General features: G+C 43.2%; 18 protein-coding genes. 11 read left to right on the forward strand and 7 right to left on the reverse strand.

From position 1 onward, the window contains the following. The first annotated feature begins 309 nt into the window (after positions 1 to 309). From rpoB to ACWI_RS17145, 8 genes are all read left to right on the forward strand, one after another. Positions 310 to 3,975 (forward strand): DNA-directed RNA polymerase subunit beta, encoded by a 3,666-nt coding sequence (gene rpoB, locus ACWI_RS17110; protein ID WP_070372682.1) that lies wholly within the window; start codon positions 310 to 312, stop codon positions 3,973 to 3,975. A gap of 27 nt (positions 3,976 to 4,002) precedes the next feature. Further along, a complete protein-coding gene (gene rpoC / locus ACWI_RS17115) occupies positions 4,003 to 7,677 on the forward strand; it encodes a DNA-directed RNA polymerase subunit beta' (protein ID WP_070372665.1) in 3,675 nt (1,224 codons plus the stop codon). A gap of 80 nt (positions 7,678 to 7,757) precedes the next feature. Next, on the forward strand, positions 7,758 to 7,997 hold the full coding sequence (locus tag ACWI_RS17120; RefSeq protein ID WP_070372666.1) for a L7Ae/L30e/S12e/Gadd45 family ribosomal protein: 240 nt from the start codon (positions 7,758 to 7,760) through the stop codon (positions 7,995 to 7,997). 102 nt (positions 7,998 to 8,099) lie between these two features. Then, positions 8,100 to 8,474, forward strand: a complete 375-nt coding sequence (gene rpsL, locus ACWI_RS17125; protein WP_070372667.1) for a 30S ribosomal protein S12 — start codon at positions 8,100 to 8,102, stop codon at positions 8,472 to 8,474. A gap of 140 nt (positions 8,475 to 8,614) precedes the next feature. Continuing rightward, positions 8,615 to 9,085: a 30S ribosomal protein S7 gene (gene rpsG / locus ACWI_RS17130; protein WP_070372668.1), complete on the forward strand. Its 471-nt coding sequence runs from the start codon at positions 8,615 to 8,617 to the stop codon at positions 9,083 to 9,085. 36 nt (positions 9,086 to 9,121) lie between these two features. Then, the gene (gene fusA / locus ACWI_RS17135) at positions 9,122 to 11,197 is read left to right on the forward strand and encodes an elongation factor G (RefSeq protein WP_070372669.1); all 2,076 of its coding nucleotides are present in this window, start codon (positions 9,122 to 9,124) and stop codon (positions 11,195 to 11,197) included. Between the two features lie 35 nt (positions 11,198 to 11,232). Continuing rightward, the gene (gene tuf, locus ACWI_RS17140; protein ID WP_070372670.1) at positions 11,233 to 12,426 is read left to right on the forward strand and encodes an elongation factor Tu; all 1,194 of its coding nucleotides are present in this window, start codon (positions 11,233 to 11,235) and stop codon (positions 12,424 to 12,426) included. A 289-nt stretch (positions 12,427 to 12,715) separates the two neighbouring features. After that, a complete protein-coding gene (locus ACWI_RS17145; protein WP_070372671.1) occupies positions 12,716 to 12,973 on the forward strand; it encodes a hypothetical protein in 258 nt (85 codons plus the stop codon). A gap of 39 nt (positions 12,974 to 13,012) precedes the next feature. Here the strand turns inward: ACWI_RS17145 and ACWI_RS17150 are convergent, their stop codons facing one another. Beyond that, the gene (locus ACWI_RS17150) at positions 13,013 to 13,669 is read right to left on the reverse strand and encodes a TetR/AcrR family transcriptional regulator (protein ID WP_070372672.1); all 657 of its coding nucleotides are present in this window, start codon (positions 13,667 to 13,669) and stop codon (positions 13,013 to 13,015) included. A gap of 285 nt (positions 13,670 to 13,954) precedes the next feature. Here ACWI_RS17150 and ACWI_RS17155 point away from each other — a divergent pair, with 285 nt between their 5' ends. Continuing rightward, the gene (locus tag ACWI_RS17155) at positions 13,955 to 15,349 is read left to right on the forward strand and encodes an MFS transporter (protein WP_070372673.1); all 1,395 of its coding nucleotides are present in this window, start codon (positions 13,955 to 13,957) and stop codon (positions 15,347 to 15,349) included. Between the two features lie 155 nt (positions 15,350 to 15,504). After that, positions 15,505 to 16,899 (forward strand): SLC13 family permease, encoded by a 1,395-nt coding sequence (locus tag ACWI_RS17160; protein WP_070372674.1) that lies wholly within the window; start codon positions 15,505 to 15,507, stop codon positions 16,897 to 16,899. Between the two features lie 113 nt (positions 16,900 to 17,012). Here the strand turns inward: ACWI_RS17160 and ACWI_RS17165 are convergent, their stop codons facing one another. From ACWI_RS17165 to ACWI_RS17190, 6 genes are all read right to left on the reverse strand, one after another. After that, positions 17,013 to 17,639, reverse strand: coding sequence for a corrinoid protein (locus ACWI_RS17165; protein ID WP_070372675.1), 627 nt, complete (start codon positions 17,637 to 17,639; stop codon positions 17,013 to 17,015). A 111-nt stretch (positions 17,640 to 17,750) separates the two neighbouring features. Then, complete coding sequence (locus ACWI_RS17170) at positions 17,751 to 18,554, reverse strand: methyltetrahydrofolate cobalamin methyltransferase (protein WP_070372676.1); 804 nt, start codon at positions 18,552 to 18,554, stop codon at positions 17,751 to 17,753. Positions 18,555 to 18,620: 66 nt separating this feature from the next. Then, the gene (locus tag ACWI_RS17175) at positions 18,621 to 19,601 is read right to left on the reverse strand and encodes a uroporphyrinogen decarboxylase family protein (RefSeq protein ID WP_070372677.1); all 981 of its coding nucleotides are present in this window, start codon (positions 19,599 to 19,601) and stop codon (positions 18,621 to 18,623) included. A 425-nt stretch (positions 19,602 to 20,026) separates the two neighbouring features. Further along, positions 20,027 to 21,487: an NAD(P)/FAD-dependent oxidoreductase gene (locus tag ACWI_RS17180; protein ID WP_070372678.1), complete on the reverse strand. Its 1,461-nt coding sequence runs from the start codon at positions 21,485 to 21,487 to the stop codon at positions 20,027 to 20,029. Positions 21,488 to 21,530: 43 nt separating this feature from the next. Further along, positions 21,531 to 22,589 (reverse strand): asparaginase, encoded by a 1,059-nt coding sequence (locus ACWI_RS17185; RefSeq protein WP_070372679.1) that lies wholly within the window; start codon positions 22,587 to 22,589, stop codon positions 21,531 to 21,533. 123 nt (positions 22,590 to 22,712) lie between these two features. Beyond that, positions 22,713 to 24,509 carry an ASKHA domain-containing protein gene (locus ACWI_RS17190; protein WP_070372680.1) on the reverse strand — a complete coding sequence of 599 codons (1,797 nt, stop codon included), beginning with the start codon at positions 24,507 to 24,509 and terminating at the stop codon, positions 22,713 to 22,715. Between the two features lie 1,046 nt (positions 24,510 to 25,555). Between ACWI_RS17190 and ACWI_RS18685 the strand changes: the two genes are divergently transcribed. Beyond that, a partial coding sequence (locus tag ACWI_RS18685) for a formate--tetrahydrofolate ligase (protein ID WP_139142314.1) occupies positions 25,556 to 25,688 on the forward strand: 133 nt, incomplete at its 3' end.

Genomic DNA, 25,688 nt, shown 5'->3' on the forward strand with positions numbered 1-25,688 from the left:
AGATTTGACAAAAATAAAATTTTGTGATAGCATATAAAATTGCATTGGTATCTTTTAAAATAAGGTTAGAATGCATCCTTGTCGTCAATTTTAGCGGCATCAACGGAAGCATTTGCGACTCGGTCATGAATAACTGATCAAAGGGGAAACATGTCGGAGTCAGCGGATATGAAATTGATTACGGTCTAATCATAACACAAGGCGAGATGAAACACAACAGGCAAATTTGGGATACCTACAGGCTCGACGCGAGTCGTTTTGGGGTAATCCGTTGCTGAGTATTTTTGCGAGGGGTGATATTGGATGGTAATGTTGCATCCTGAAAAAGATGGTTTAAGAACACGCCAAAGCTTTTCTAAAATCAAAGAAGTTATTGAAATGCCGAACCTGATCGAGGTTCAGAAAGATTCATACAACTGGTTTATCGAAAAAGGACTCAAAGAGGTTTTTGACGATATTGATAAAATCGAAGACTACACGGGAAATCTGGTTTTAGAATTCGTGGATTATTCCATTGAGGGAAAACCGAAGTATTCAGTGGAGGAGTGTAAAGAAAGGGATCAAACCTACTTTATACCATTAAAAGTAACAGTTCGTTTAATTAATAAAGAAAAGAACGAAGTTAAAGAGCAAAAGGTTTATATGGCCGATTTGCATAAAATGACCGAAACCGGAACCTTCATTGTCAATGGAGCGGAACGGGTTATTGTCAGCCAGCTGGTGCGATCACCAGGCGCCTATTTTTCCTTGAGCCGTGATAAACTGGGGAAAAAACTGTTTTCAGCCCAGGTTATTCCCAATCGTGGGGCCTGGTTGGAATACGAAACAGATTCCAATGACATCATGTACGTTAAAATCGACCGAACCCGTAAATTACCGATCACAGCACTGATTCGGGCTCTGGGATTGGGAACCAATCAGGAAATTCTTGATTTTTACGGTGACGATTACCGACTGATTGAAACGATCAAAAAAGATGAAAACAACAATATGAAATCAACCCGGGATGGTCTGATTGAAATCTATAAAAGACTGCGACCCGGTGAGCCACCAACGGTGGAAAGTGCCCAATCCCTGCTTAACTCGATGTTTTTTGATGATCGCCGCTACGACCTGGCCAAGGTCGGCCGTCACAAATACAATAAGAAATTAGCCCTGGCTACCCGAATTGCCGGTCAGCGGGCCGCCCAGGCTGTCGTTAATCCGGAAACCGGGGAAGTTTATGTGGAAGAAGGCGAAATTATTTCCAATGATATCGCCACCGATATCCAAAATTCCGGGATCAACGTGGTTGATGTCCGGGTGGATGATAAGGCAGTTCGGGTTATCGGTAATGGTTTTGTCGACATCAACGCTCAGGATCTGCCATTTGACATCAGTGATCTGGACATCAAAGAATTTGTCTGTTATGAAGTGCTAAAAGAGATTTTAGAATCAGACATGACTGATGACGAAAAGAAAAAATCGCTTAAAAAGCGGATGGATGAGCTGGTTCCCAAGCATGTGCTGATCTCCGATCTCCATGCCTCGATCTCTTATATTATTGGTTTGGATTATGACATCGGCGCCATTGATGATATTGACCATTTGGGCAACCGTCGTTTGCGTTCGGTCGGCGAGTTGTTACAGAATCAGTTTAGAATCGGTTTATCCCGTATGGAACGGGTGGTTCGGGAACGAATGTCAGTTCAGGACGATGAAATTTTAACACCCCAGGGCTTAATCAATACCCGTCCGGTCAACGCCGCTTTAAAAGAATTCTTCGGTAGCTCCCAGCTGTCCCAGTTTATGGATCAGACCAACCCATTGGCCGAACTGACCCATAAGCGCCGTTTATCAGCTCTGGGACCTGGTGGTCTAAGCCGTGAACGAGCCGGGTTTGAGGTTCGAGATGTCCATCATAGCCATTATGGCCGGATGTGCCCAATTGAAACCCCGGAAGGTCCCAACATCGGACTAATCGGTTCCCTTAGTACCTATGCCCGGGTTAATGAATATGGTTTTATCGAAGCCCCCTACCGAAAGGTTTATGATGGCGTGGTTTCCGATGAAATTCATTATCTGGCAGCGGATGAAGAAGGCCGTTACACCATTGCCCAGGCCAATGAACCATTAGATGAAAATAATCGTTTTATCCGCAAACAGGTTACGGGTCGTGCCGGCAGCAAACGGGATTTCGTGCTGATTCCCCCGGATCGCGTCGATTACATGGATATCTCGCCGAAACAGATTGTTTCGGTGGCGACATCCCTGATTCCCTTCCTTGAAAATGATGATGCCAACCGGGCCCTGATGGGGGCCAACATGCAACGTCAGGCGGTACCGCTGCTGATTCCCAAAGCTCCGGTTATCGGGACGGGAATGGAGCATAAGGCCGCCAAAGACTCCGGTGTTTGTGTTATTGCCAAACGAGCCGGTACCATTGAACGGGTGGAAGCTGCTGCTATTCATATCCGTACCGATAATGGCGAACTGGATAAATACACCTTGCTTAAATTTAAACGCTCAAACCAGGGTACCTGTATGAACCATAAACCGTTGGTCAATAGAGGTCAATATGTTCAGGCGGGCGAAATCATTGCCGATGGTCCGTCCACCGAAATGGGTGAACTGGCTCTGGGTCGCAACATTTTGATGGGCTTTATGACCTGGGAAGGTTACAACTACGAGGATGCCATCCTGATCAATGAAAAGTTGTTAAAGGAAGATGTCTTTACCTCGATTCATATTGAAGAATTTGAAGCCGAAGCCCGGGAAACCAAACTGGGACCGGAAGAAATCACCCGGGATATTCCCAACGTCAGCGAAGATGCGCTGAAGAACCTCGATGAACGGGGGATTATCTTTGTCGGTGCCGAGGTTAAATCGGACGACATTCTGGTTGGGAAGGTTACACCAAAGGGTGAAACGGACCTGTCTGCTGAAGAAAAATTGCTCCGCGCGATCTTTGGCGAAAAAGCCCGGGAAATCCGGGATACCTCATTAAAAGTTCCCCATGGCGAATCGGGGATTGTTCTGGATGTTAAAGTCTTCTCAAGAGAGAATAAAGATGAAGATTTAAAACCGGGGGTTAATACCCTGGTGCGGGTTCTGATTGCGGTTAAACGTAAAATCTCGGTTGGAGATAAAATGGCTGGACGGCATGGAAACAAAGGGGTTATTTCCCGTATCCTGCCGGAAGAAGATATGCCGTTCATGCCGGATGGTACCGCCCTGGAAATTGTTCTTAATCCGCTGGGGGTACCTTCGCGAATGAATATCGGTCAGGTACTGGAAGTTCATCTGGGACTGGCGATGCGGTCCATTGGCTGGCATATTGCCACCCCAGTTTTTGACCCGGCTAATGAACAGGACATTATGGATCTGCTCACTCAGGCAGGCTTGCCGGAAGATGGTAAGATCCAGCTTTATGATGGCCGTAGCGGGGAACCCTTTGATAATAAGGTAACTGTTGGTTACATGTATATCCTTAAGCTTCACCATTTGGTTGATGATAAAATGCATGCCCGTTCAACCGGACCCTACTCTTTAGTTACCCAGCAACCATTGGGTGGTAAAGCGCAATTCGGAGGCCAGCGTTTTGGAGAGATGGAAGTTTGGGCGCTCGAAGCCTACGGCGCCGCTCATACCCTGCAGGAAATCTTGACGATTAAGTCCGATGACGTCGTTGGTCGGGTTAAAGCCTATGAAGCCATTGTCAAAGGTGAAAACATACCAAAACCAGGTATTCCCGAGTCATTCAAGGTACTCATGAAAGAATTCCAGAGTTTGGGTCTGGATGTGAACATCCTTAATGACCAGGAAGTTGTCAAGATTCTGGATGACGAAATGGACGAGCGGGATCCGCTCGAAGAACTGGCCATCGAAATCGGCAGTACTGAACTTTCCGAAATTGGTGATGACGTGAAATTGGAAGATAGCTTCCAGATTAAGAGCGTTGATGATGACGAATTCGAAGATGACTTATATGAATAAATTAAAATTAGAAGGGAGCGAAGCCATTTGTTAAACGAGGAATTCACCTTCAAATCCTTACAGATCGGATTGGCCTCACCTGAGAAAATCAGAGAGTGGTCACGTGGAGAAGTAAAAAAACCGGAAACCATTAATTATAGAACCCTGAAGCCAGAAAAAGAGGGGTTATTTTGCGAGAAAATTTTTGGACCGCAGAAAGACTGGGAGTGTAATTGTGGTAAGTACAAGCGTATTCGCCATAAGGGCATTGTCTGTGAAAACTGTGGGGTTGAAGTAACTAAGGCAAAGGTCAGACGTGAGCGGATGGGTCATATTGAATTGGCTTCTCCAGTATCGCACATCTGGTATTTTAAAGGCATCCCCAGTCGAATGGGATTGATCCTGGAAATGTCGCCCCGGAATCTGGAAAAAATTATTTATTTTGCGGCTTATGTTGTCACTGATCCCGGTGAAAGTAATTTTGATTTCAAACAAATTTTAACCGAAGCGGAATATAAAGAAGCTAAAGGTCAATTCGGCAATAAGTTTACCGCCAGCATTGGTGCCGAAGCGATTCAGGAACTTTTGAAACTGGTTGATCTTGACCAGGAATCAGCAGTACTCAAAGAAGAACTTAAAGGCAGTTCCGGTCAGAAAAAAATCCGGGTTGCCCGACGACTGGAAGCGGTTGAAGCGTTTCGCAGTTCCAATAACCGTCCGGAGTGGATGATTCTTGAAACCATTCCAGTTATCCCACCGGAACTGCGACCAATGGTACAGCTCGATGGGGGCCGTTTTGCGACCTCCGATCTCAATGATCTGTACCGTCGGGTCATTAACCGTAACAACCGTTTGCTAAAGCTGCTGGAACTGGATGCGCCGGATATCATTGTTCAAAATGAAAAACGGATGCTTCAGGAAGCAGTCGATGCCCTGATTGACAATGGGCGTCGTGGCCGGGCTGTCACCGGACCGGGTAATCGTCCGTTTAAATCCCTCAGTGACATGCTTAAAGGGAAACAGGGTCGGTTCCGTCAGAACCTTTTGGGAAAACGGGTTGACTACTCGGGCCGTTCGGTTATCGTTGTTGGACCGGATCTGAAAATGTTCCAATGCGGTTTACCTAAAGAAATGGCCATAGAACTGTTTAAACCGTTTGTAATGCGGGAACTGGTGGGCCGTAACCTGTCACAAAATATTAAAAGTGCAAAAAAAATGGTTGAAAAACTCGATCCGATTGTTTGGGATGTACTGGAAGATGTCATTCAGGAACATCCAGTACTGCTTAATCGGGCCCCGACCCTCCATCGTCTGGGGATTCAGGCTTTTGAACCGATTCTGGTTGAAGGGAAAGCGATCAAACTACATCCATTGGTTTGTACGGCCTACAATGCAGACTTTGATGGGGATCAGATGGCTGTCCATGTACCTTTATCGGTAGAAGCCCAGGCCGAAGCCCGCTTCCTGATGCTGGCATCCAATAATATTCTTAAGCCCCAGGATGGAACCCCGGTTGTGGCACCAACCCAGGATATGATTCTGGGAACCTACTACATGACCATCTACAAAAAAGATGGCAAGGGTACCGGAAGTATCTTTAGAGATCTGGACGAAATGGAAATGGCTTATTTCAACAAGGATGTCGATCTGCACGCCATGGTTAAGGTACGGATTGCTAAAGAGATCGATGGCGAAACGGTGACCCGTCTGGTTGAAGCGACGGTAGGACGATTTATTTTTAACACCATTATTCCTCAGGAATTAGGTTTTGTAAAACGGGAAACCATCGAAGATCAGTTTAAACTGGAAATCGACCGCCAAGTGAATAAGAAAGTTCTCTCAGAAATCGTTGAGCGATGCTACAAAACCTTCGGACCGACCAAAACATCGGAAGTGCTGGATGAAATCAAGCGCTTAGGTTTTAAATTCTCAACTCGTGGTGCGATTACCGTTGGGGTCAGTGATATGGAAGTTCCGAAAAATAAAGAGGAAATCCTTTCAAAGGCCGATGATAAGATCACCGAAAATATGATGCTTTACCGTCAAGGGTTTATCAGTGATGAAGAACGTTACAACAACGTCGTTGAAATCTGGAACAGAGCCACCGATGAGGTTACTGATGCACTACTTGATCACCTCGAGGATCTGAACCCGATCAATATGATGGCCGACTCCGGGGCCCGAGGTAGCAAGAACCAGATTCGGCAGCTGGCCGGGATGCGTGGTCTGATGGCCAACCCGAGTGGTCGTATCATCGAATTGCCGATTCGTTCTAACTTCCGTGAAGGGCTGAATGTGCTCGAGTTCTTCTCTTCCACCCATGGAGCCCGAAAAGGTCTGGCCGATACTGCGCTTAGAACGGCCGATTCCGGGTATCTGACAAGACGTCTGGTTGATGTCAGCCAGGATGTCATTGTCCGGGAAGATGACTGTGGGACGACCCGCGGTTATGAAGTATCAACCATCAATGATCACGGTGAAATCATCGAAACCCTCCAGGAACGACTGGTCGGGCGCTATGCCTTTGAAGATGTGAAGCATCCGGAAACCGGTGAAATACTGGCTCCGGCTGGTGAAATCATCTCGACAGAAATGGCTCAGAACATCGAAAAAGCTGGCATCGAAAAAGTATTAATTCGGGCGGCCTTTAATTGTCAGTCCAAATATGGGGTTTGTAAAAAATGCTATGGGGTTGATTTAACCACCTGGCGACCAGTAGAAATCGGTGAAGCGGTAGGGATTATTGCCGCTCAGTCGATTGGTGAGCCAGGTACCCAGCTGACCATGCGTACCTTCCATACTGGTGGGGTTGCTTCAGCTGACGATATCACCCAGGGTCTCCCTCGTATCGAAGAGCTTTTTGAAGCCCGAAAACCAAAAGGTCAGGCCATTATTTCAGAAATTGATGGTCGCGTTGAAATTCAGGATAACCAGAAAAAAACCGAAGCGGTTGTTACCGGTGCAGACGGTGAAATGAAGGTTTACCTGATTCCGTACGGCTCGCGACTGCGGGTTCACACTGGCGATCAATTAGCTGCCGGGGATGAAATCACCGAAGGTTCAATTAATCCAAGTGATATCTTAAGAATCCAGGGGATTGACCATGTACAACAATACCTGCTTCAGGAAGTTCAGAAAGTTTACCGTATGCAGGGTGTACACATTGGTGACAAGCATCTGGAAGTCATTATCCGTCAGATGCTCAGAAAAGTTAAGGTTGAAAATCCTGGCGATACCAATTTACTGGCCGGCAGCTTAGTGGATATTTTCAGTTTTGAAGAAGAAAACAAAGCCGCCCGGGAAGAAGGCGGCGAGGAAGCCACTGCCAGTCGGGAACTGTTGGGGATCACTAAAGCCTCATTGGCAACCGATTCATTCTTGTCAGCCGCATCCTTCCAGGAAACCACTCGGGTATTAACCGATGCCGCCATTAAAGGCAAAGTTGACCCACTGATCGGTCTGAAAGAAAATGTTATCATTGGTCAATTGGTACCCGCTGGTACCGGAGTTAAGATGTATGGTGACGTTGATCTGGTTTATGAACGGGAAGAAGACGACGTGTACGAAGATATGCTTGAAGAAGACAGCAGCGCTGAATCTCTGGATATTGTTTTTGATGATGATATCTTAAATGCCTATGTTGAGGAAGAACAGGAAGAAACCGAAGATGCCATTATTACTGATCTTGATATCTTCGATCTGGATTTCTTAACTAAAGAATAATTCTTGACATTTAAGGCTCAAACAGGTATAGTTATTAGGTGTGTTTATCGAAACACGCAGACAGCAAGAAGGAGGAACCGATGAATCAATTTGTTGATGTTTCAAAAGTGATTGGAATGAAACAAACTCTCAAAGCTGTAAAAGAAGGAAAAGCACTTAAAGTCATTTTGGCAGAAGATACTGATGAAAGTATCAAAAAAAGCATCGTTGAATGTTGTGACAGCCATCAGATCACAGTGGAACGAGTTGAAACCAAGGTGGGACTCGGAAAAGCTGGCGGAATTGATCGAGCTGCCGCTGTCATTGCGATTATTAAATAACACTAACCGGGGTTGTCGTCAAGATAACCCTGGTTTAAAACAAGTCATTAATAATCGTTTCGATTATTGATATATTATTATTAAAAGGAGGTGCAGGACTAAATGCCTACCATTAATCAGCTTGTAAAAAAAGGAAGAAAAAGTCTGGATGAAAAAACCAAAACTCCAGCTTTGAAAGCAAACCCTCAAAAAAGAGGCGTATGTACAGCAGTTAGAACATCCACACCAAAGAAACCAAACTCGGCGCTTCGAAAAATCGCCAGAGTTCGTCTCGTTAACGGAATGGAAGTAACCGCTTATATCCCAGGTATTGGACACAATCTGCAAGAACATAGTATTGTTCTGGTAAAAGGCGGACGTGTTAAGGATTTACCAGGGGTTCGTTACAAAATTATCCGTGGTGCGCTTGATACCGCTGGTGTTGACGCTCGTAGACAAGCTCGATCCAAATACGGGGCTAAGAAGCCTAAAAAGTAGTAGTGCATAGTGCTGCATATTCAAGCGCTCGTTATTTAAATTGATCGAGACCAAATATATGTTAGAGACGCTATACGCACAACAACGAAACGTTGGATGTCGAGTACCGATGAACATAAAATGTTAAGGAGGGAAGTAAAGTGCCTAGAAAAGGACCTGTTCCAAAAAGAGAAGTTTTACCTGATCCAATCTATGGAAGTATTGTTGTAACCAAATTAATCAACAACATCATGTTAGATGGGAAAAAAGGTGTTGCCCAGAAAATCGTTTACGATGCATTTGAAAAAGTTACTGAAAAAACTGGTAAAGATGCACTGGAAGCATTCCAGGAAGCCCTTGCCAATATCACACCTGTTTTAGAAGTAAAAGCTCGCCGTGTTGGTGGTGCAACCTATCAAGTACCAATGGAAATCCGTGCTGAGCGTAAGCAGGCTTTGGGTCTTCGTTGGTTAGTTAATTACTCCAGAAAAAGATCTGAAAAAACCATGAAGGATCGTTTAGCTGGCGAAATTATGGATGCACTCAATAATAGTGGTGCAGCTGTTAAGAAAAAAGATGATACCCACGCTATGGCTGAAGCGAATAAAGCTTTTGCACATTATCGTTGGTAATTTGTTTAGATTTAGAAATAAGAGAGGAAAGCATCTGTGTCAAGAGAGTATAGTTTAGCAAAAACAAGAAATATAGGTATTATGGCACATATTGATGCAGGAAAAACCACTACCACAGAAAGAATTCTGTTCTATTCCGGAAAAATCCATAAAATTGGAGAAACCCATGATGGGGTTTCCCAAATGGACTGGATGGAACAGGAACAAGAAAGAGGTATTACCATTACCTCGGCAGCAACCACGTGTTTTTGGAAAGACAACCGGATCAATATCATTGATACACCAGGACACGTTGATTTTACCGTAGAAGTTGAACGATCATTGCGCGTTCTCGACGGATCGGTAGCTGTTTTTTGTGCAAAGGGTGGCGTTGAACCGCAATCAGAGACAGTATGGCGTCAAGCAGATAAATATCATGTTCCCCGAATGGCTTACATCAACAAGATGGACATTACCGGAGCTGATTTTTATAACGTACTGAAAATGATGGAAGACCGTTTAAACGCAAATCCTGTTCCAATTCAATTACCTATCGGCAAAGAAAGTGATTTTGTAGGGATCATTGACCTTCTGAATATGAAAGCGATGATTTATCAAGATGACTTAGGTGAAAAAATCGATATCGTTGATATTCCTGAAGATATGACAGAACTGGCTGAAGAATATCGTGAAAAACTGATTGAATCTATCGCTGATCACGATGAAGCCATCATGGAAAAATTCCTGGAAGGCGAAGACATCGGTATTGATGAGCTAAAAACAGCCATTCGAAAAGCAACATTGAATGTTGATATTATTCCGGTTGTTTGTGGCTCTTCCTATAAAAACAAAGGCGTTCAGCTGGTGCTGGATGCAGTTGTGGATTATATGCCATCTCCACTGGATGTACCGGCGATTACCGGGATCAATCCAGATACTGAAGAAGAAGACAGCCGTAAAGCAAGTGATGACGAGCCATTCTCAGCACTGGCATTTAAGATCATGACTGACCCCTTTGTTGGAAAACTGGCATTTTTCCGTGTCTATTCCGGAACGATTGACTCCGGTTCCTATGTTTTCAACTCGTCAAAACGAAAAAGAGAACGTCTGGGCCGAATTCTGCAAATGCACGCCAACCATCGTGAAGAAATTACTACGGTTTATACCGGGGATATCGCTGCGGCAGTTGGTTTAAAAGATACCTCAACCGGGGATACTCTGTGTTCTGACAAAGCACCCATTATTCTGGAGTCCATGGAATTCCCGGAACCGGTAATCCATGTTGCGATTGAACCAAAAACAAAAGCTGGCCAGGAAAAAATGAGTACCGCTTTAGCCAAATTAGCTGAAGAAGATCCAACTTTCAGAACTCATACTGATGAAGAAACCGGTCAAACCATCATCTCTGGAATGGGTGAGCTTCACCTTGACATCATCATTGACCGAATGCTGCGAGAGTTTAAAGTTGAAGCTAATGTTGGGGCACCACAGGTTGCCTACAAAGAATCCATTACCAAAGCCGTTGACGCTGAAGGTAAATTTGCTCGTCAATCCGGTGGACGTGGTCAATACGGTCATTGTCTCATCCGCATGGAGCCTGTTGAACCAGGTACTGGATACATCTTCGAAAACAAAACCGTTGGGGGATCAATTCCTAAAGAATTCATCAACCCAATTAATCAAGGGATTGAAGAAGCCATGCGTAATGGTGTGTTAGCTGGATATCCGGTACTTGATCTTAAGGTTACCGTTTATGATGGTTCTTACCATGACGTGGATTCCTCAGAAATGGCCTTTAAAGTGGCTGGATCGATGGCATTCAAAAACGGTATGCGAAAAGCTGATCCGGTTATCTTAGAACCAGTTTTCAAACTGGAAGTTGTTATTCCGGAAGAATACATGGGTGACGTTATGGGGGATATTAACTCCCGACGTGGTCGTGTTGAAGGAATGGAAATGCGTGGCGGTGCCCAGATTATTAAAGGGATGGTGCCATTGGCTGAAATGTTCGGCTATGCAACCACACTTCGAAGCAAGACCCAGGGACGTGGCGTTTACACCATGCAGTTCTCACACTATGAAGCTGTGCCGAAATCAATTTCTGAGCAGATCATAGAAGGTCGTAAACAATAATAAATCAATAAAATAAATTTTAAGGAGAAGAACAAATGGCAAAGTCAAAATTTGAAAGAAATAAGCCCCACGTAAATGTTGGAACAATTGGTCACGTTGACCACGGTAAAACAACATTAACAGCGGCCATCACATCTGTATTAAACAAGCGATTTGGAACCGGTGAAGCCGTAGCATTCGAAAACATCGATAAAGCCCCCGAAGAAAGAGAGCGTGGAATCACAATTTCTACAGCTCACGTTGAATATGAAACAGCTAACCGTCATTACGCACACGTTGACTGCCCGGGCCATGCCGATTATGTTAAGAACATGATCACTGGTGCTGCCCAAATGGATGGTGCCATCCTGGTTGTTAGTGCTGCCGATGGTCCAATGCCACAGACGCGTGAACATATCCTGTTAAGCCGTCAGGTAGGTGTACCATACATCGTTGTTTTCTTAAACAAAGTCGATATGGTCGATGACGAAGAATTACTGGAATTAGTTGAAATGGAAGTTCGTGAACTGCTTGACGAATACGAATTCCCAGGCGATGATACCCCAATCATTCCCGGATCTGCTTTAAAAGCGTTAGAAGATCCAGACGGAGAATGGGGCGACAAAATTGTTGAACTGATGACAGCTGTTGACAACTGGATCCCCGATCCAGAACGTGATACCGACAAACCATTCCTGATGCCAGTAGAAGATGTTTTCTCAATCACTGGTCGAGGAACTGTTGCAACCGGACGTATCGAACGTGGGGTTGTTAAAGTTGGTGAAGAAGTTGAAATCGTCGGTATTCACGACAGCCGTAAAACAGTAGTAACCGGAATCGAAATGTTCCGTAAATTACTGGACGAAGGTCGTTCAGGCGACAACGTAGGGGCGTTACTGCGTGGTGTTGACCGTACTCAGATCGAACGTGGTCAGGTACTGGCTAAACCAGGTTCAATCAAACCACATACCCACTACATGTCAGAAGTCTATGTCTTAACCAAAGAAGAAGGTGGACGTCATACGCCATTCTTCGACGGCTACCGTCCACAGTTCTACTTCAGAACAACTGACGTAACGGGTGTCATCAAATTACCAGAAGGCGTTGAAATGGTAATGCCTGGCGATAACGTTCAAATGGAAATCACCCTGATCACTCCAATTGCGATCGAAGAAGGTTTACGTTTTGCGATTCGTGAAGGTGGCCGTACTGTTGGTTCTGGTGTTGTTGCCAAAATGTTGGAAGACTAATAGCTTAAAACAGAGCAAATGCAGATTTTGAGACGAATGTCCTTGTATGGATAGGATTCTTGAAAAAGCTGTAATAAAAACCTTAAACATATAATAATACCAAAAATATTTTAGCGGTGCTGTTTGATCAGTTCGATAGCGTCAGGTAAATACGAATATTTTTGGTCAATCTTGCCGCCTCTCGAAAGAGGCGGCTTTTTATTTGCCAAAGGGGGGATAAAAAACTCCGTTCGATCTTCAGCGGCATTTGTGATACAATAGAGTCATAAATAGTGTTGGGGGAAAGTTAATGAAAAAGTATATCAGTGTAACCATTTGTGATAAAGTGGAGTCAGTCGGAAATGACTATAACAAGGGCTTTAGAAAATGTAAAACAGAAGAATTAGCCCAGGAGATTGAGGATCTCTGTAATCAATACGATGAGAAAGGCTATGAGCTGGCATCAATCGTACCCATTGTTCAAGGACAGCACATCGTTTTTTCCAGCGATGGTAGCTGGGCCAACAGCGTCACCGAAGGGGTGATTATTACCTTTAAAGCAAAATAAAAAAAAGGTCTATTCAGAAAACTTCTGAATAGACCTTTTTTAAATCAGTAATTTAATTTCGGAAAAATCATTTTCCCGGAAAAACAGAAGCGCTTCATAAGAAACACGGTAGATCGATTTTTGGGGAATTCCAAGACAGCGAGCTGTATTGGTGATAATTAGAATCGAAAAATCTTCCACTGGCATTTTTATGCGGGTCTCACAAAAAGCCCGGGTAAGCTCACGTCTGGCGCCAAAATCGGCAATCAACAGGGCATCAAATTCAATTGGACGGATCCGCAAATTATAGTCGCTGACAAAATTATGATAGATTTCACCCATTTTTCCATGTAGAAAAGGATAGAGAGAATCATTTTGAGAGATCTCATAATAAAAATGGTTAACGCGCGGATCACTCAGTAAATAATGATACCAAACCATGGTTAAGTAGAAGTGTTTTTCAAATGCGTTAATGGGTTTATATCCGATCAGTTTCTGATTGAGCAGTTCATGGATCGAATCCAGATAATCATCAAATATTTTAGCGATAAAGGTATCTTTGGTCGCAAAATGATAGGTCATCGAACCTAAAGTAGTATCAGAATGATCAGCGATTTGTTGAATGGTGGTGGCATTATAGCCCTGATTATAAAATAGTTCTTTGGCACTCGTGTAGATGCGTTCTTTTGTCATCTCGCCCTTGGTCATTTTTCGCATTGGTATTCTCCTTATAAGCAATGTGGCATAGCAATTTTAGCATTAAGTGAGAAAATTAACAAGGAAAAACCGTAAAAGTATGAAATAAAAAAATAATATAATGCAAATTACTAAAAAAACAGTAAAACGATAATTATTTAATAAAAAATACTTGACAAATCTGATGTAAAGGGTTACTATTTAGTAAGTCTTAGTAATATTACTGAAAAGATCAAAAAAGGCGAGGGTAATACTCCGGAAATTTTACTCTGGTCGATCATTTAAAAATTTTGAGGAGGCTCTTTTATGGAAAAAAAACCCTTGAGTTCAGGGCTTAAGAGATTCTTCGGTGTTGGGGATCTTGGATTTACTCTGATGTCGAATGTCGAAGTGTTTTATTTTGCATATTTTTTAACAAATATTGCAAAATTTGATTTGGGTACAACTGCAATAATTATGACCTTAACAAGTACAGTGGATATGGTGTTATCACCGTTCTATGGTGGATTTATTGATGCTCTTAAACCAATGAAATGGGGAAAATACCGATCATATTTACTGGTAATCCCACCAATGGTCGTCGTTCTCTACACATTGATGTTTACGGTTATTGGCACTGGAATCGTACCAATGGTTATCATCTGTGTCGCATTCATTACTTCACACGTGGCTTGGAACTTTTCTTACGTTGCAAATATAGCACTTATTCCAACAATTTCAACGACACCTGATGATCGAACACAATTATCGGCAACACGAGGCGCTTATGCAAATGTTGGGAAAATTATTTTCTCAGCAATGGGCTTAGCCACTATTTTATGGGTTGGCGAATTAGTTAAAAACCCAGTACTTGGGTTCACGATTTCGGCATTTGCCATGGCATGTGTTTACTGGTTAGGCTATTTCATCCACTTCAAACTGACAAGTGGATATGAAGCAACAATTGAAGATGGAACAGCAAATACAAACACTGCCAAAAAAGAAAAAATTTCCATTGGCGATATGGCTCGATCATTGGTTCAGAACCCACATTTGTTAGTATTACTGTTAGCAGATGTCGCCCGTTGGATAGTTAACTTTGTTTGTGCCGGTTCAGCAGTTTACTTCTTTACCTATGTAGCAAACGATGTTGCAATGTTTAGCGTCTACTTGCTGGTTGCTAATATTATGGCGGTAATTGGATCGTACTTAAGTAAATATGTAGCCGCAAAAGTATCAACACGAACAGCCGCATTGATTGGCTGTTACGGTTTAGGTGTATTCTTAATTGTTACTCAATTCGTTGTTGGTAACATCACCATGGTTCTGGTTGTTCTTTCCTGTGCGCAGTTCTTCTTAGGATTCCTGTACGCATTGATGGTGGCACTATATGGTGATGCATCAATCTACAGTGAATGGAAAACAGGAAAAGCAGCATCAAGCTGGGTCATGGGATTATCGAATTTACCACTGAAGCTGGCGATCTTTTTCAAAGGTTTAATCATTCCAGCCATGCTGGCTTCAGTCGGTTTCGTTGCCAAAATGGATCCAGCAACTGCCACTCCAGAATTAAAAGCTGGTATTACAACCTTATTCTGCACCATTCCTGGTTGCACAGTTTTGGCTGGCGCGGTTCTGTTAACCTTTGGATACCGTTTAACCAAAGATAAAGTGACTCAATATCAGGCTGAAATCAACGCCAGAAAACAAATCGCAGAATAATAGACGTTAAAATGATGACAGTAAAATAATTACAGAAAAATAAGAAGCCATATTCAAATCAATTGATTGGCTTCTTATTTGTTTCATAGAGCGAATAGCGATATGTTGGGGGACAACAGAATAGCTAGCGTTTAAAAATACGACAGAGGTGGATTATGAATAAAAAACAGATAATCGGATTGATCATAAGCATTGCCGTGCTGATCGCCGTTTTTTTTCTACCCATACCAATGGGTTTGACAGATAAGGGACTGATTACCATCGGGCTGTTGCTGTTCTTTTTAATCATGCTGATTACTGAAGCACTGCCAGTTGGGGTTATTTGTTTTCTGTGTCTGGCGCTATTGCCAACCCTGGGAGTTACAAAGAATCTGACTGCTGGATTAAGCGGCTTTACCAACACGATCTTATTTTTTGTATTGGCATCATTCGGTCTGGCGGAGGCGGTGACCTCGACGCCGATTGTTCAACGGATCTTGCATGCCCTGCTTAAAAAATTTGGCAGAGACGTTAGGACCTGCGTCCTGGCAATTATGGTGGCTGGAGCCCTGGTATCCTCCATCGTGACAGACGTACCATCGGTGGTGGTGTTTATGGGGATCGGCGCCAGTTTTCTCAAACTCTTTGTTAATGAAAATGATCGTGCCCAGACTGCAAAATCACTGATGATGGGGATTCCCATTGCCGTGATGCTGGGGGGACTGATGACTCCAGCCGGTAGCGGCATTAACATCTTGACAATTGGATTGTTGCAAAGCCAGGCGGGAATTCAGATAACATTTCTTCAGTGGATGGCCTGTGGTATTCCGATTGTAATCGTGATGGTGCCCTTGACCTGGTTCATCTTGACGAAAATATTTCCTCCGGCAGAGATTGATAAAATGGAGATTGCGAGCTACCTGGATGAGATCGAGGTTAAAGAAAAAGTGGATAGTCGGGAATTGAAAGTCATTGTGATTGGTTTGATCATGATTTTCTTCTGGCTACTCAGCTCGTTCTATCCGTTTATTGAAGTAACTGTGGTAGCCCTGTTTGGCTGTGTCTCTTTCTTTTTGCCGGGAATTCGCGTCCTCACCTGGGATCGCTATATGAAAGCGGTCAGCTGGATTTCATTTATTCTGATCGGAACAGTTTTATGTATTGCCAATACCATCGTTGCAAACGGTGTCAGCGAATGGTTTGTCAACTATGTATTACCATCGTCTTTATCATTCTCACTAATGGGTGGGGTTTTCTTTGTCTCAGTCATGTGCTTTGTGATCATGCTAATTGTTCCTGTGGCTCCAGCTTTAATTGGGGTGTTGACGCCAGTTATTATCAGTTTGGCAGCCACCACCGGAATCAATCCAGCTTTACTGATCATTGCGCTTGGCTTATGTGCCGGTAACTGTTATTTATTCCCCATTGACACCATACCACTCATTACCTATACTGCTGGCTATTACAAAATGACGGATATGCCTAAGGCCGCAATCTGGCTTCAAATTGCTTTTGTTTGTCTGGCTACATTATGGTTGCCAATCGCCGGAAAACTGGTAGGATTGGCATAAAAAAGTTTTTTTGTAATAAATAGGGACATTTCAAGCACAAAAAAAGAGAAACCGTGTGGTTTCTCTTTTTTTATAGAGTTATTAAATTAAGGGGCTAATTAATTGTTTGTCGCTTATGCAACCATTTCTTTAGCTTTAACAGCGGCGCTACCAGCATCAGGAGCAAATCCATCGGCACCAATTTCAGCTGCATATTCAGGAGTAACAGGTGCACCACCAACGATGACTTTTACGTCCAATCCGCTGGCTTTAATGGTTTGTACGGCTTCTTTCAGAGCTGGCATAGTGGTTGTTAACAGACCGGAGCAGGCTACCAGGGTAACATTTTCGTTTTCTTTGATGGCTTCAACAAAACGTTCAGCAGGAACATCCACACCCAGGTCAACCATGGTAAAGCCAGCACTTTCGATCATCATTGAAACCAGGTTTTTACCGATATCATGTAAGTCGCCAGCAACGGTTCCAATAATACAGGTTCCTAATGAGTTTGAAGTATCACCAGCTAACAGCGGACGTAACACATCAACACCTTTGGCCATGGCTTTAGCAGCGATTAGCATTTCTGGAACAAAGATCTCTCCAGATGAGAATTTTTCCCCGACAACACCCATCGAGTCAACCATGGCTTGCAGGATATCAGCTGCAGAGCTACCTTCATCTAATGCTTCCTGAACCAGTCCAGGAACCAGTTTCGTTTTACCAATTTCTACTTTTTCTTTAACTTCTTGAATTTTTGACATTTCTTTCTCCTATTCAGTAATTATAATAAATATTAGTGTCTGTCAGCTGATTGTGTGATCAGCTGACAGAATTTGTTTGACAGTTTTATAATGAGGCTTCGTTACAAGCGACTATTTTTTCTGACCGAAAATTCCTTCACGGTAAGCGCCGATATATTCCATACAGTAGTCATCTTCGCCCAGCAGCGCTTCAGTGGCATAGATGATTCCCATCAGGTCACCATTGGTCGGATCAAGGATGGCACTGTCCAGTCCAGCATTCATGGCCAGAACGGTAAAGCCCATGTTGACCATTTTTCGGGCAGGCAGGTTGAATGAGATGTTGCTGACGGCGCCGGTGACATGAATGGTCGGGTATTGTTCTTTAATACTTTTGATTACTTCCACAACCATACTGATACCATCTTCTGACGTACAAAGCATTTCAACCAATGGATCGATGTGCATTCTTGACGGATCAATGCCGTATTCTTTGACTTTGGCCATTAAATCAGCAAAGACATCCAGACGGTCTTTAGCGGTTTTAGGAATGCCCTTATCGCTGTTAAGCAGCGCCACACATTCCCATTTGGTATCAGCAATGGCTTTAAATGCAGCATCGACTTTATCGCCTTCAAGGGATACGGAGTTGAATAAGCCCGGTTTGTTACAGTATTTCATCGATTCGATACAGGTATAGACGTTGGGACTATCCACAGCAATGGGGATATCGGTGACTTCCTGAACCAGATCAATCAGCCATTTCATGGTTTCCAGTTCGATATCATCATCAACGGAAGCACAGACATCGATATAATCGACGCCAGCTTCGGCCTGGATCTTGGCCAGATTTTTGATAAATTCGCCATCTTTGGCAGCGATGGCTTTGGCAGTGGAAGGAATCGCACCGTTAATTTTTTCTCCGATAATAATCATTTTATCTCTCCTCTGGATATTAATTTTACCACTCTTTCAGAGTATGGATTGTTAAATTGCTTTGGACTAGAATAGTTCTTTGGTCATTTTTTCGATGGCTTCATCACAGGCTTCGTAAACGCCCGGGAAGGAAGAAACGGGCAGCCCCTGACAAGCACCTGGGATGAAGTAGAGTTTTCCAGATTCACGGCAGGCTCGGTCAAATTCAGCATCAATTTGTTCTTTTGTCCATTCAGGATGATCGATGACACCACTGTGAACACCACCCATAAAGGTGATTTGTCCGCCGTATTCTTTGATCATTTTAGGAATGTCATTGGTTGTCATAACACCCTGCCAGATATCAATACCCATTTCAATCATATATGGAACTAAGGTTGCGGCATAGCTGTCGCTATGGTGAACAATCAGTTCAACACCGTTAGCTTTGTAAAAACCATAGATTTTTTTGTAGGATTCTAAAAAGAATTCTTCAAACATTGCTGGCGAAAGGAAGGTGGAAATCTGGCTGCCCCAGTCGTCATGGTGTAAAATTGCATCAGGGTGCAGATTTTCAACCAACGCTTTAGCATAATCCAGCTCATACTCGGTTAAATAATCGATCAGTTCATGCATGGCCTCGGGTTCTTCGTAGAAACTCATGAGGGCATTTTCCATACCCATCAGATAATGGGTCATTTCAAATAAACCGGGAGCGATGAAGGCCGCAACATATTTATTATCACGATCAACGGCCTTAGCGTCAGCAATGGCCTGATCCCACGCCCCTGCAGGTCGTTCCATGCTTGGAGCTTTAACGTATTCTTTCCATTCAGTAACATCTTTAAGAACAACATGTTGTTCATCGTGTACTGGGAAAGAGGCAAGTTGACCTTCGGGCCAACGGATGGTAATACCCCATTCATTGATTACTTCGCCACCGATTTGGGGTTTGATACGACCAGATGGTACGCTCATAATCATTTCCAGAAATTCATATTGTTTGACAAAACGATCTGGATTTCCACCGGTCATGACTTCTTTTAAATTCTCTTTTACAGTTAACATAGTGTATAGCCTCCTTAGTTTATCTGGAATAAATCATTGATCAGTTTTAGCATCGTTGCTGATAATTACATATTTTGACTGCGATTACAATAAAAATAACGATCAAATGAGCGAACAGATTTAAAACCGATTTTTTAGTATATGATATTTTATTTACTATTATTTTAGTAAATATTCTTTCATTTACTGTGATTATAAACGGTTGCAGGTATTTTGTCAACGAAAATTTTTGTAAAAGTGTCGGAGTTATCGTTTTTCTTAAAGAATGAGCAATAAATCACCTCAATAAGCCAGTAAAATAAGCTCAATCACAGGTGGACACGAAAAAGAGCCGCAGTTTTATATAAGACTGCAGCTCTTTTTTAGTCTGTTCACACCGATACGTGCGTTATCGTCCCGACGACGAAGGACAAGGGCAGAATCGGTCAATCGCTATGTTTTTTTATATAGTCAACGATTTCGTTTTTTCCCACCCGATTGACGCCGCTGTGTTCCACGTCAAACCCGGCATCAATCGCATGACCAAGCACCTTTTCCATTACTTCAGCGACCCGGGGACGGCAGAAGGTTCCTTGACACCAGCCGCAGCCTGCCCGGGTACGTCGTTTGATGCCGTCAACGGTGGTTACGGGAATACCCCGGTTCATGGCATCAATAATAGTCGCTTCATTGACTTGTTCGCAGCGGCAGATTATTCTTTCCGGGCTGGAGGCCATGTCCACCAGCGGCTGGATTTCTTTCACCGGTTTTAATTCAGTGCGGGTAATAATCGGAGCCCGATAAGGATTGAAGCTGGGGTCTTCTTCAAAGGGACAGTTCAGCTCTTTTAAAAGGCCCAGAACCATCTCGGCAATAGCTGGTGAAGACGTCAGACCCGGAGATTGAATACCGGCGCAATTTATAAATCCGGTCACGGGGGTGGCTTCAATAATAAAGTCGTCGGTGGAGCTGACTGCCCGAACGCCGGTAAAACTACGGATGAACTGTTTTATGTTTAATTTGTCGGTGGTGTGTTTGGCTTCATTAAAAATTTTCAGGAGCCGTTCGGCATGGGTGGATTTGTCAACTGTATCTTCATTGACCGCATCCGGACCGATCAGCAGGTTGCCGAAATAGGTTGGGGTGACAAGGATTCCTTTGCCCATTTTTGTGGGCATTTGGAATAAGACCGTATTGATGATGCTGGCAGAGCCCCGTACCATCAGGATGTACTCACCGGTGCGGGGGGTAATGGTGAAATAATCAACACCAACCATTTTTGAGACGGCGTCTGAGGATACACCGCCAGCGTTAATCACATAATGCGACTGGTACTGTTGGCCATTTTGGTCAGTCAGGGAAAAGCCGTCAGTGTTTTTTTGGATGCTGGTAATTTCGGTGTTCAACAACAGCTTAACACCATTGGCAACAGCGTTTTCGGCCAGTGCTATGGCCATTTCGTAGGGTGAGCAGATGCCGGCCCCTTTACAGTACAGGGCGTATTTGACAGCTGGGTTGACATTTGGTTCCATGGCCATAATCTGGTCATGATTAAGAATTTCCAGATCGTCGACACCATTGGCCAGGCCGTTTTCATATAATTCCTGGAGTTTTGCCAATTGCTCTTCTTCAAAGGCCAATACCAGCGATCCGATTTTTTCAAAGCCAAAGTTAAGCTCCTCGTTTAGCTGATCGAATTGCTTGCGGCCCTTGTAGCACAGACCTCCTTTTACTTTGGTGTGGGATTCGGCAAAGCCTCCATGGACAATGGCTGAATTGGCTTTAGTGGCCCCCATCGACACATCATCTTCCTTATCAAAAACAACAACAGATAATTTGTAACGGCTTAACGCTCGGGCGATCGAGGTTCCGATAATACCGGCGCCGATTATAGCAACATCATACATAGCAGTCTCCTTCAGTATCATTAGATTTTTAGCAATCGAATGCTTAGATTACATACCCATTTTCCTTGGCATCTCGCAGAAATTCATAGAAAAATTCCCGTTTTACATAGTTTAGCGGGGCATATTCCTGCTGGTTGTAGGCAAAATTCAATTTGGTGACAGCAGCCTCAAAGGAAATATTTTCCAGAGGGATGCCGCCAGCGGCAATCAGTTCCCGACAGGACGCATAAAGATCGCCCTGTATATTTTTGTAGGAAATCAGATAATGATCGACCTGGGGATTATTTTTGATAAAGGACAGGAGCGACGTTCCGTTTTCCCCTGTAACATTACCGCTGCCACAGTGGTATAAGGAGTGAAGGACAGCCCGGATTGGACGGTTATGCAGGTTGATCACCTCATAGTTTAAACCGGGATAGGCTCGCAGCGCCAATACTTCATTACGAAATTCGGCAATGGTTGGGACACAGTCAGGAGTCGGATTATAAAGCTTGAGCATGGACGGATTTTTAGGACTGGGGACACAGCACAGTCCCCGATGATCAAAAACGCCTAAAGGATCTCCGAAACTGGTAAAGTCATCCCGTAGCCAATCCGCTTCCTGAAGCCGGGTGGCCAGGTGAACATAAATAATATGATCGCTATTTTCATAAAGGGTATAAAAACCAGGCAGTTTCATATTAATGATAAATGCCACTGCCGCTGAAAAATTGGCGATGGCATTGCTGTTTGGTTGGCCGATGGCGTAGTTGGCAGCCACTAAAACGATCGGAATCAGAGGACTGTCAAGACCATAGGAAAGGGCGGCCCCGGTATAGGGCAGGGTATCCGATCCGTGGGCAATAATGACACCATCATAGTCGCAAAGACGATGGGATTGCAGGGTTTCTATTATTTGCAGCCAGTGTTTTGGTTCGGCGTTTTCACTGAGGATGTTAAAGGGACGGACGACCTCAAATTCGACTTGACAGTTGCTTTGTTCGTTGTAGATGGCGAGTAAGTCGTCACTGCGACGGGAATCAACATCGATACAGCCATCATTGACAGCGCTGCCGATGGTTCCGCCGGTTAATACTAATAAAATTCTGGGTATTTTTTCCATAGCTGAGCATCCTTTCGGTAATTTAGAATAATTATAGCATCTAATCAGGAGCAGGGGAATAAAAAAAGCAAACAGCAGAAATGTGTTTGCTTTTTAATGACCAGATCAAAAGGAGAAAGACAATTAGGCCATTTCATTACGACCAAGAAAGGTGTTTTGCATGTACCGGTTCGAAAAATCAGGATCAGTGGCTAACTCGATGTGAGTGGTGACTTTGGGGATTGTTTCGCAGCGTTTGGCTTCATCCTGAGATAAGAGAAAAAGTTGGGAACCGGTTCCGGCTCCATTACCTATGGAGCGGATCGGTACGCCAGAAATTTCTGGAAGTAAACCAATAAACTGAGCATTTTCGATATCGATGTAATTGCCAAACGCACCTGCCAGAGTTATTTCTTTGAGATCCGTGGCTTTGATGCCGTACTTTTCAGTTAGCAGGCAGCAGCCGGTAAAGATGGCGGCCTTGGCCAATTGTACTGCCCGAACATCTTTCTGGGTGATGATCATTTCTTTGCCATTGGGGTTATCCTGATGACGGACAAAAACAAAATAGCGTTGATTGTTCTCGTCGGTTTTGAACCGATCTTTAAAGGGGTGATTATCAAGATCCTCGCCTTTAATAAAATTACCGCGATCATAAATCAGTCTTTCCCGAAACAGGAAGGCAATGGCATCGATAATCCCCGAGCCACAAAATCCCAGGGGCGCAGCATCGCCAATAACATGACATTTGATTTCATTGTCAATCAGTTCGATTTTTTCGATGGCTCCAGTGGTGCCACGCATCCCCATGTGGATACCGGCTCCTTCAAGTGCAGGACCGCAGGCCGTGGAAGCGACAAAGTAGCGGTTCCGGTTGCCGACAGCTATTTCGCCATTTGTACCCAAGTCAATCATCAAGCGGTATTCGTCATCCTTTGGCAGACCCAGCAATACTGCTGTTGTATCGGCGCCAACAAACCCTCCCAATAAGGGCAGAAAGGTTATTTTACCGTTGGGGTTAATATTGATGGTAAATTCTTCGGCATCGGCAACCACCATATCCCGGGTGATCCCGGTAAATGGGGAAAGACCCAAATGCAGGGGATTTAAGCCCAGAAAAAGATGGGCCATGGTACTGTTACCGCAGAATACACACTCATAAACAGCTTCTGCAGCGATCTTTGATTCATAGAAAAGGTTTGAAAGGATGTTGTTGACCGTTTCAATAATAGCATGTTGGATCGCCTTCAAATTTTCAGGCGAGGTGGATGCATAATCGATACGGCTGATTACATCACCGCCAAAAGATATTTGCTTATTCAAAGAGGAATACTGATGAATCAGAACTCCACTGGTGAGATCATAAAGGTAGCCGACAACCGAGGTCGTCCCAATGTCAAAGGCAACACCATAGGCGTTTAGCGATTCACTGCTGGGGATTAGATCAATCACTTCATCATTATAGAGCACAAAATTCATCAAAGGAAGGCTTTTCTGATGAAAGATTTCAGCAGATTTCTGCAATACTTTAATAGAAGACATCTTGATCGGCATATCGAGGGCGTTGCGGATGGCTTCAAGATCGTAGGAACACATCTCCGGTTTCAAGTGTGCCATTGGGGTGGTCACAACCCTGGTTTTGGGGTTAAAACTCAGTGTCTCATTTTCGGTGGTTTCCAGTATTTGTGATACGGCGGCTTCTTTTGAAATGAGAATAGCCATATCGTTGGACACGGGATGCTGGCAACCAAGGACTTCTGAAACTAAATCGTTTTCACGAATGGTCACAAGGCATTTCTTACACGTTCCCTTGCCTCCGCAAACTAGATTTTGAGGAAAACCAACCTGAGCACAGGCGGCAGCAACGGTAGTTCCAGTTTCAACCAGGATACTTTTATCCAGCAATGGGAAAAAAATGCGAATAGTCTTCAAAGATGACATAAAATTGTCCTTTCTCAGTTATAAATTGGGGGGACCTGTAAAATATTTTCTAAACTGATTTTATTATACCCGTAAAATACGAGATTTTCAATACGCAGCGAATGATAATGAAAAATTTGTCTGAGGCTTATTTTTCTGAGGGCTGGTTTATGAATAAAATCAGCCCATTGCGGTTTTTGAATGAAGGTCAGGTGATTCGTTTATATCAATGAAGTTGTTGAGAGCGATTGGAAGTGAAATGCAGTGTTAACCAGACTAATCCTTTTTAAAGACAGCTGAATCGGAACGGCAATACAAGATGGACCGAAGCCAGTAATTTTTCCCGAAAATACCCTACTAGCAAGCACAGTAAAATTTTACAATATAAAAACGACATTTAATCAAATCTAAACGATCTGAGCATCAATTTAGAGAGATATATTACCCCTATTTTTATTGTTTGAGATTTAACAAACGATAAAAGAAAATAAATTGAATTAAACTAGAAATAATTTGACATTCTTTAAAATTGGTGGTAATCTGAATTAAATTTGTATATACAATTAAATAGTGGACAACCTGCCCGGTATCAGTATTTATAAAGCGGACTTAATAGGGCAATTAGAATAGCATAATTTGGGATAAATATGATTCAAAAACAAGTTTGGAGGTGAAGTTGTAGGTTAGTCACTTATTGAACATCGGAATGCTGGAGTTGTCTGTCAAGGGATTAATAAAATTCATGGTACAAAAATGGAAAAGCATCAAAAATTACAAAAATGGATGATTTTCTATGATGATTTGTAAAAATATGTCATAGAATTCATTTTAAAAGCGGCTTTAAAAAACTATATAGAATTAAAATGCAATCTAATGTTGAATTGCACAGAAGTTTTGTGTCGCAGAGTAAAATATTGTTCAGATTATTGATGTAAACCCCGTAAATGTAAACGTTATTCGTATTTTTTCAGTAAAAAATTGTCACATTTATTATTTGATTTTTAGATTGAAATCATATATCATAAATGCAGATGTTAAAAATTTATCAAAGTATTGGAGGAAATAGTATGGGTTTTAAATCAGACATTGAGATTGCACAAGAAGCTACACCACAGGATATTCGTGAGATAGCAAAGAAATTGGGTTTAACAGAAGACGATCTGGATTTATACGGGAAGTATAAAGCAAAGGTAGACTATA

The sequence above is a fragment of the Acetobacterium wieringae genome (assembly GCF_001766835.1).
GTDB classification, from domain to species: Bacteria; Bacillota; Clostridia; order Eubacteriales; family Eubacteriaceae; genus Acetobacterium; species Acetobacterium wieringae.

Bases quoted from the DNA above. Each gene is read 5' to 3' on its own strand.
- rpoB (WP_070372682.1), top strand. From the start codon at position 310: ATGTTGCATCCTGAAAAAGATGGTTTAAGAACACGCCAAAGCTTTTCT.
- ACWI_RS17120 (WP_070372666.1), top strand. From the start codon at position 7,758: ATGAATCAATTTGTTGATGTTTCAAAAGTGATTGGAATGAAACAAACT.
- rpsL (WP_070372667.1), top strand. From the start codon at position 8,100: ATGCCTACCATTAATCAGCTTGTAAAAAAAGGAAGAAAAAGTCTGGAT.
- tuf (WP_070372670.1), top strand. From the start codon at position 11,233: ATGGCAAAGTCAAAATTTGAAAGAAATAAGCCCCACGTAAATGTTGGA.
- ACWI_RS17145 (WP_070372671.1), top strand. From the start codon at position 12,716: ATGAAAAAGTATATCAGTGTAACCATTTGTGATAAAGTGGAGTCAGTC.
- ACWI_RS17150 (WP_070372672.1), bottom strand. From the start codon at position 13,669: ATGCGAAAAATGACCAAGGGCGAGATGACAAAAGAACGCATCTACACG.
- ACWI_RS17155 (WP_070372673.1), top strand. From the start codon at position 13,955: ATGGAAAAAAAACCCTTGAGTTCAGGGCTTAAGAGATTCTTCGGTGTT.
- ACWI_RS17160 (WP_070372674.1), top strand. From the start codon at position 15,505: ATGAATAAAAAACAGATAATCGGATTGATCATAAGCATTGCCGTGCTG.
- ACWI_RS17165 (WP_070372675.1), bottom strand. From the start codon at position 17,639: ATGTCAAAAATTCAAGAAGTTAAAGAAAAAGTAGAAATTGGTAAAACG.
- ACWI_RS17170 (WP_070372676.1), bottom strand. From the start codon at position 18,554: ATGATTATTATCGGAGAAAAAATTAACGGTGCGATTCCTTCCACTGCC.
- ACWI_RS17175 (WP_070372677.1), bottom strand. From the start codon at position 19,601: ATGTTAACTGTAAAAGAGAATTTAAAAGAAGTCATGACCGGTGGAAAT.
- ACWI_RS17180 (WP_070372678.1), bottom strand. From the start codon at position 21,487: ATGTATGATGTTGCTATAATCGGCGCCGGTATTATCGGAACCTCGATC.
- ACWI_RS17185 (WP_070372679.1), bottom strand. From the start codon at position 22,589: ATGGAAAAAATACCCAGAATTTTATTAGTATTAACCGGCGGAACCATC.
- ACWI_RS17190 (WP_070372680.1), bottom strand. From the start codon at position 24,509: ATGTCATCTTTGAAGACTATTCGCATTTTTTTCCCATTGCTGGATAAA.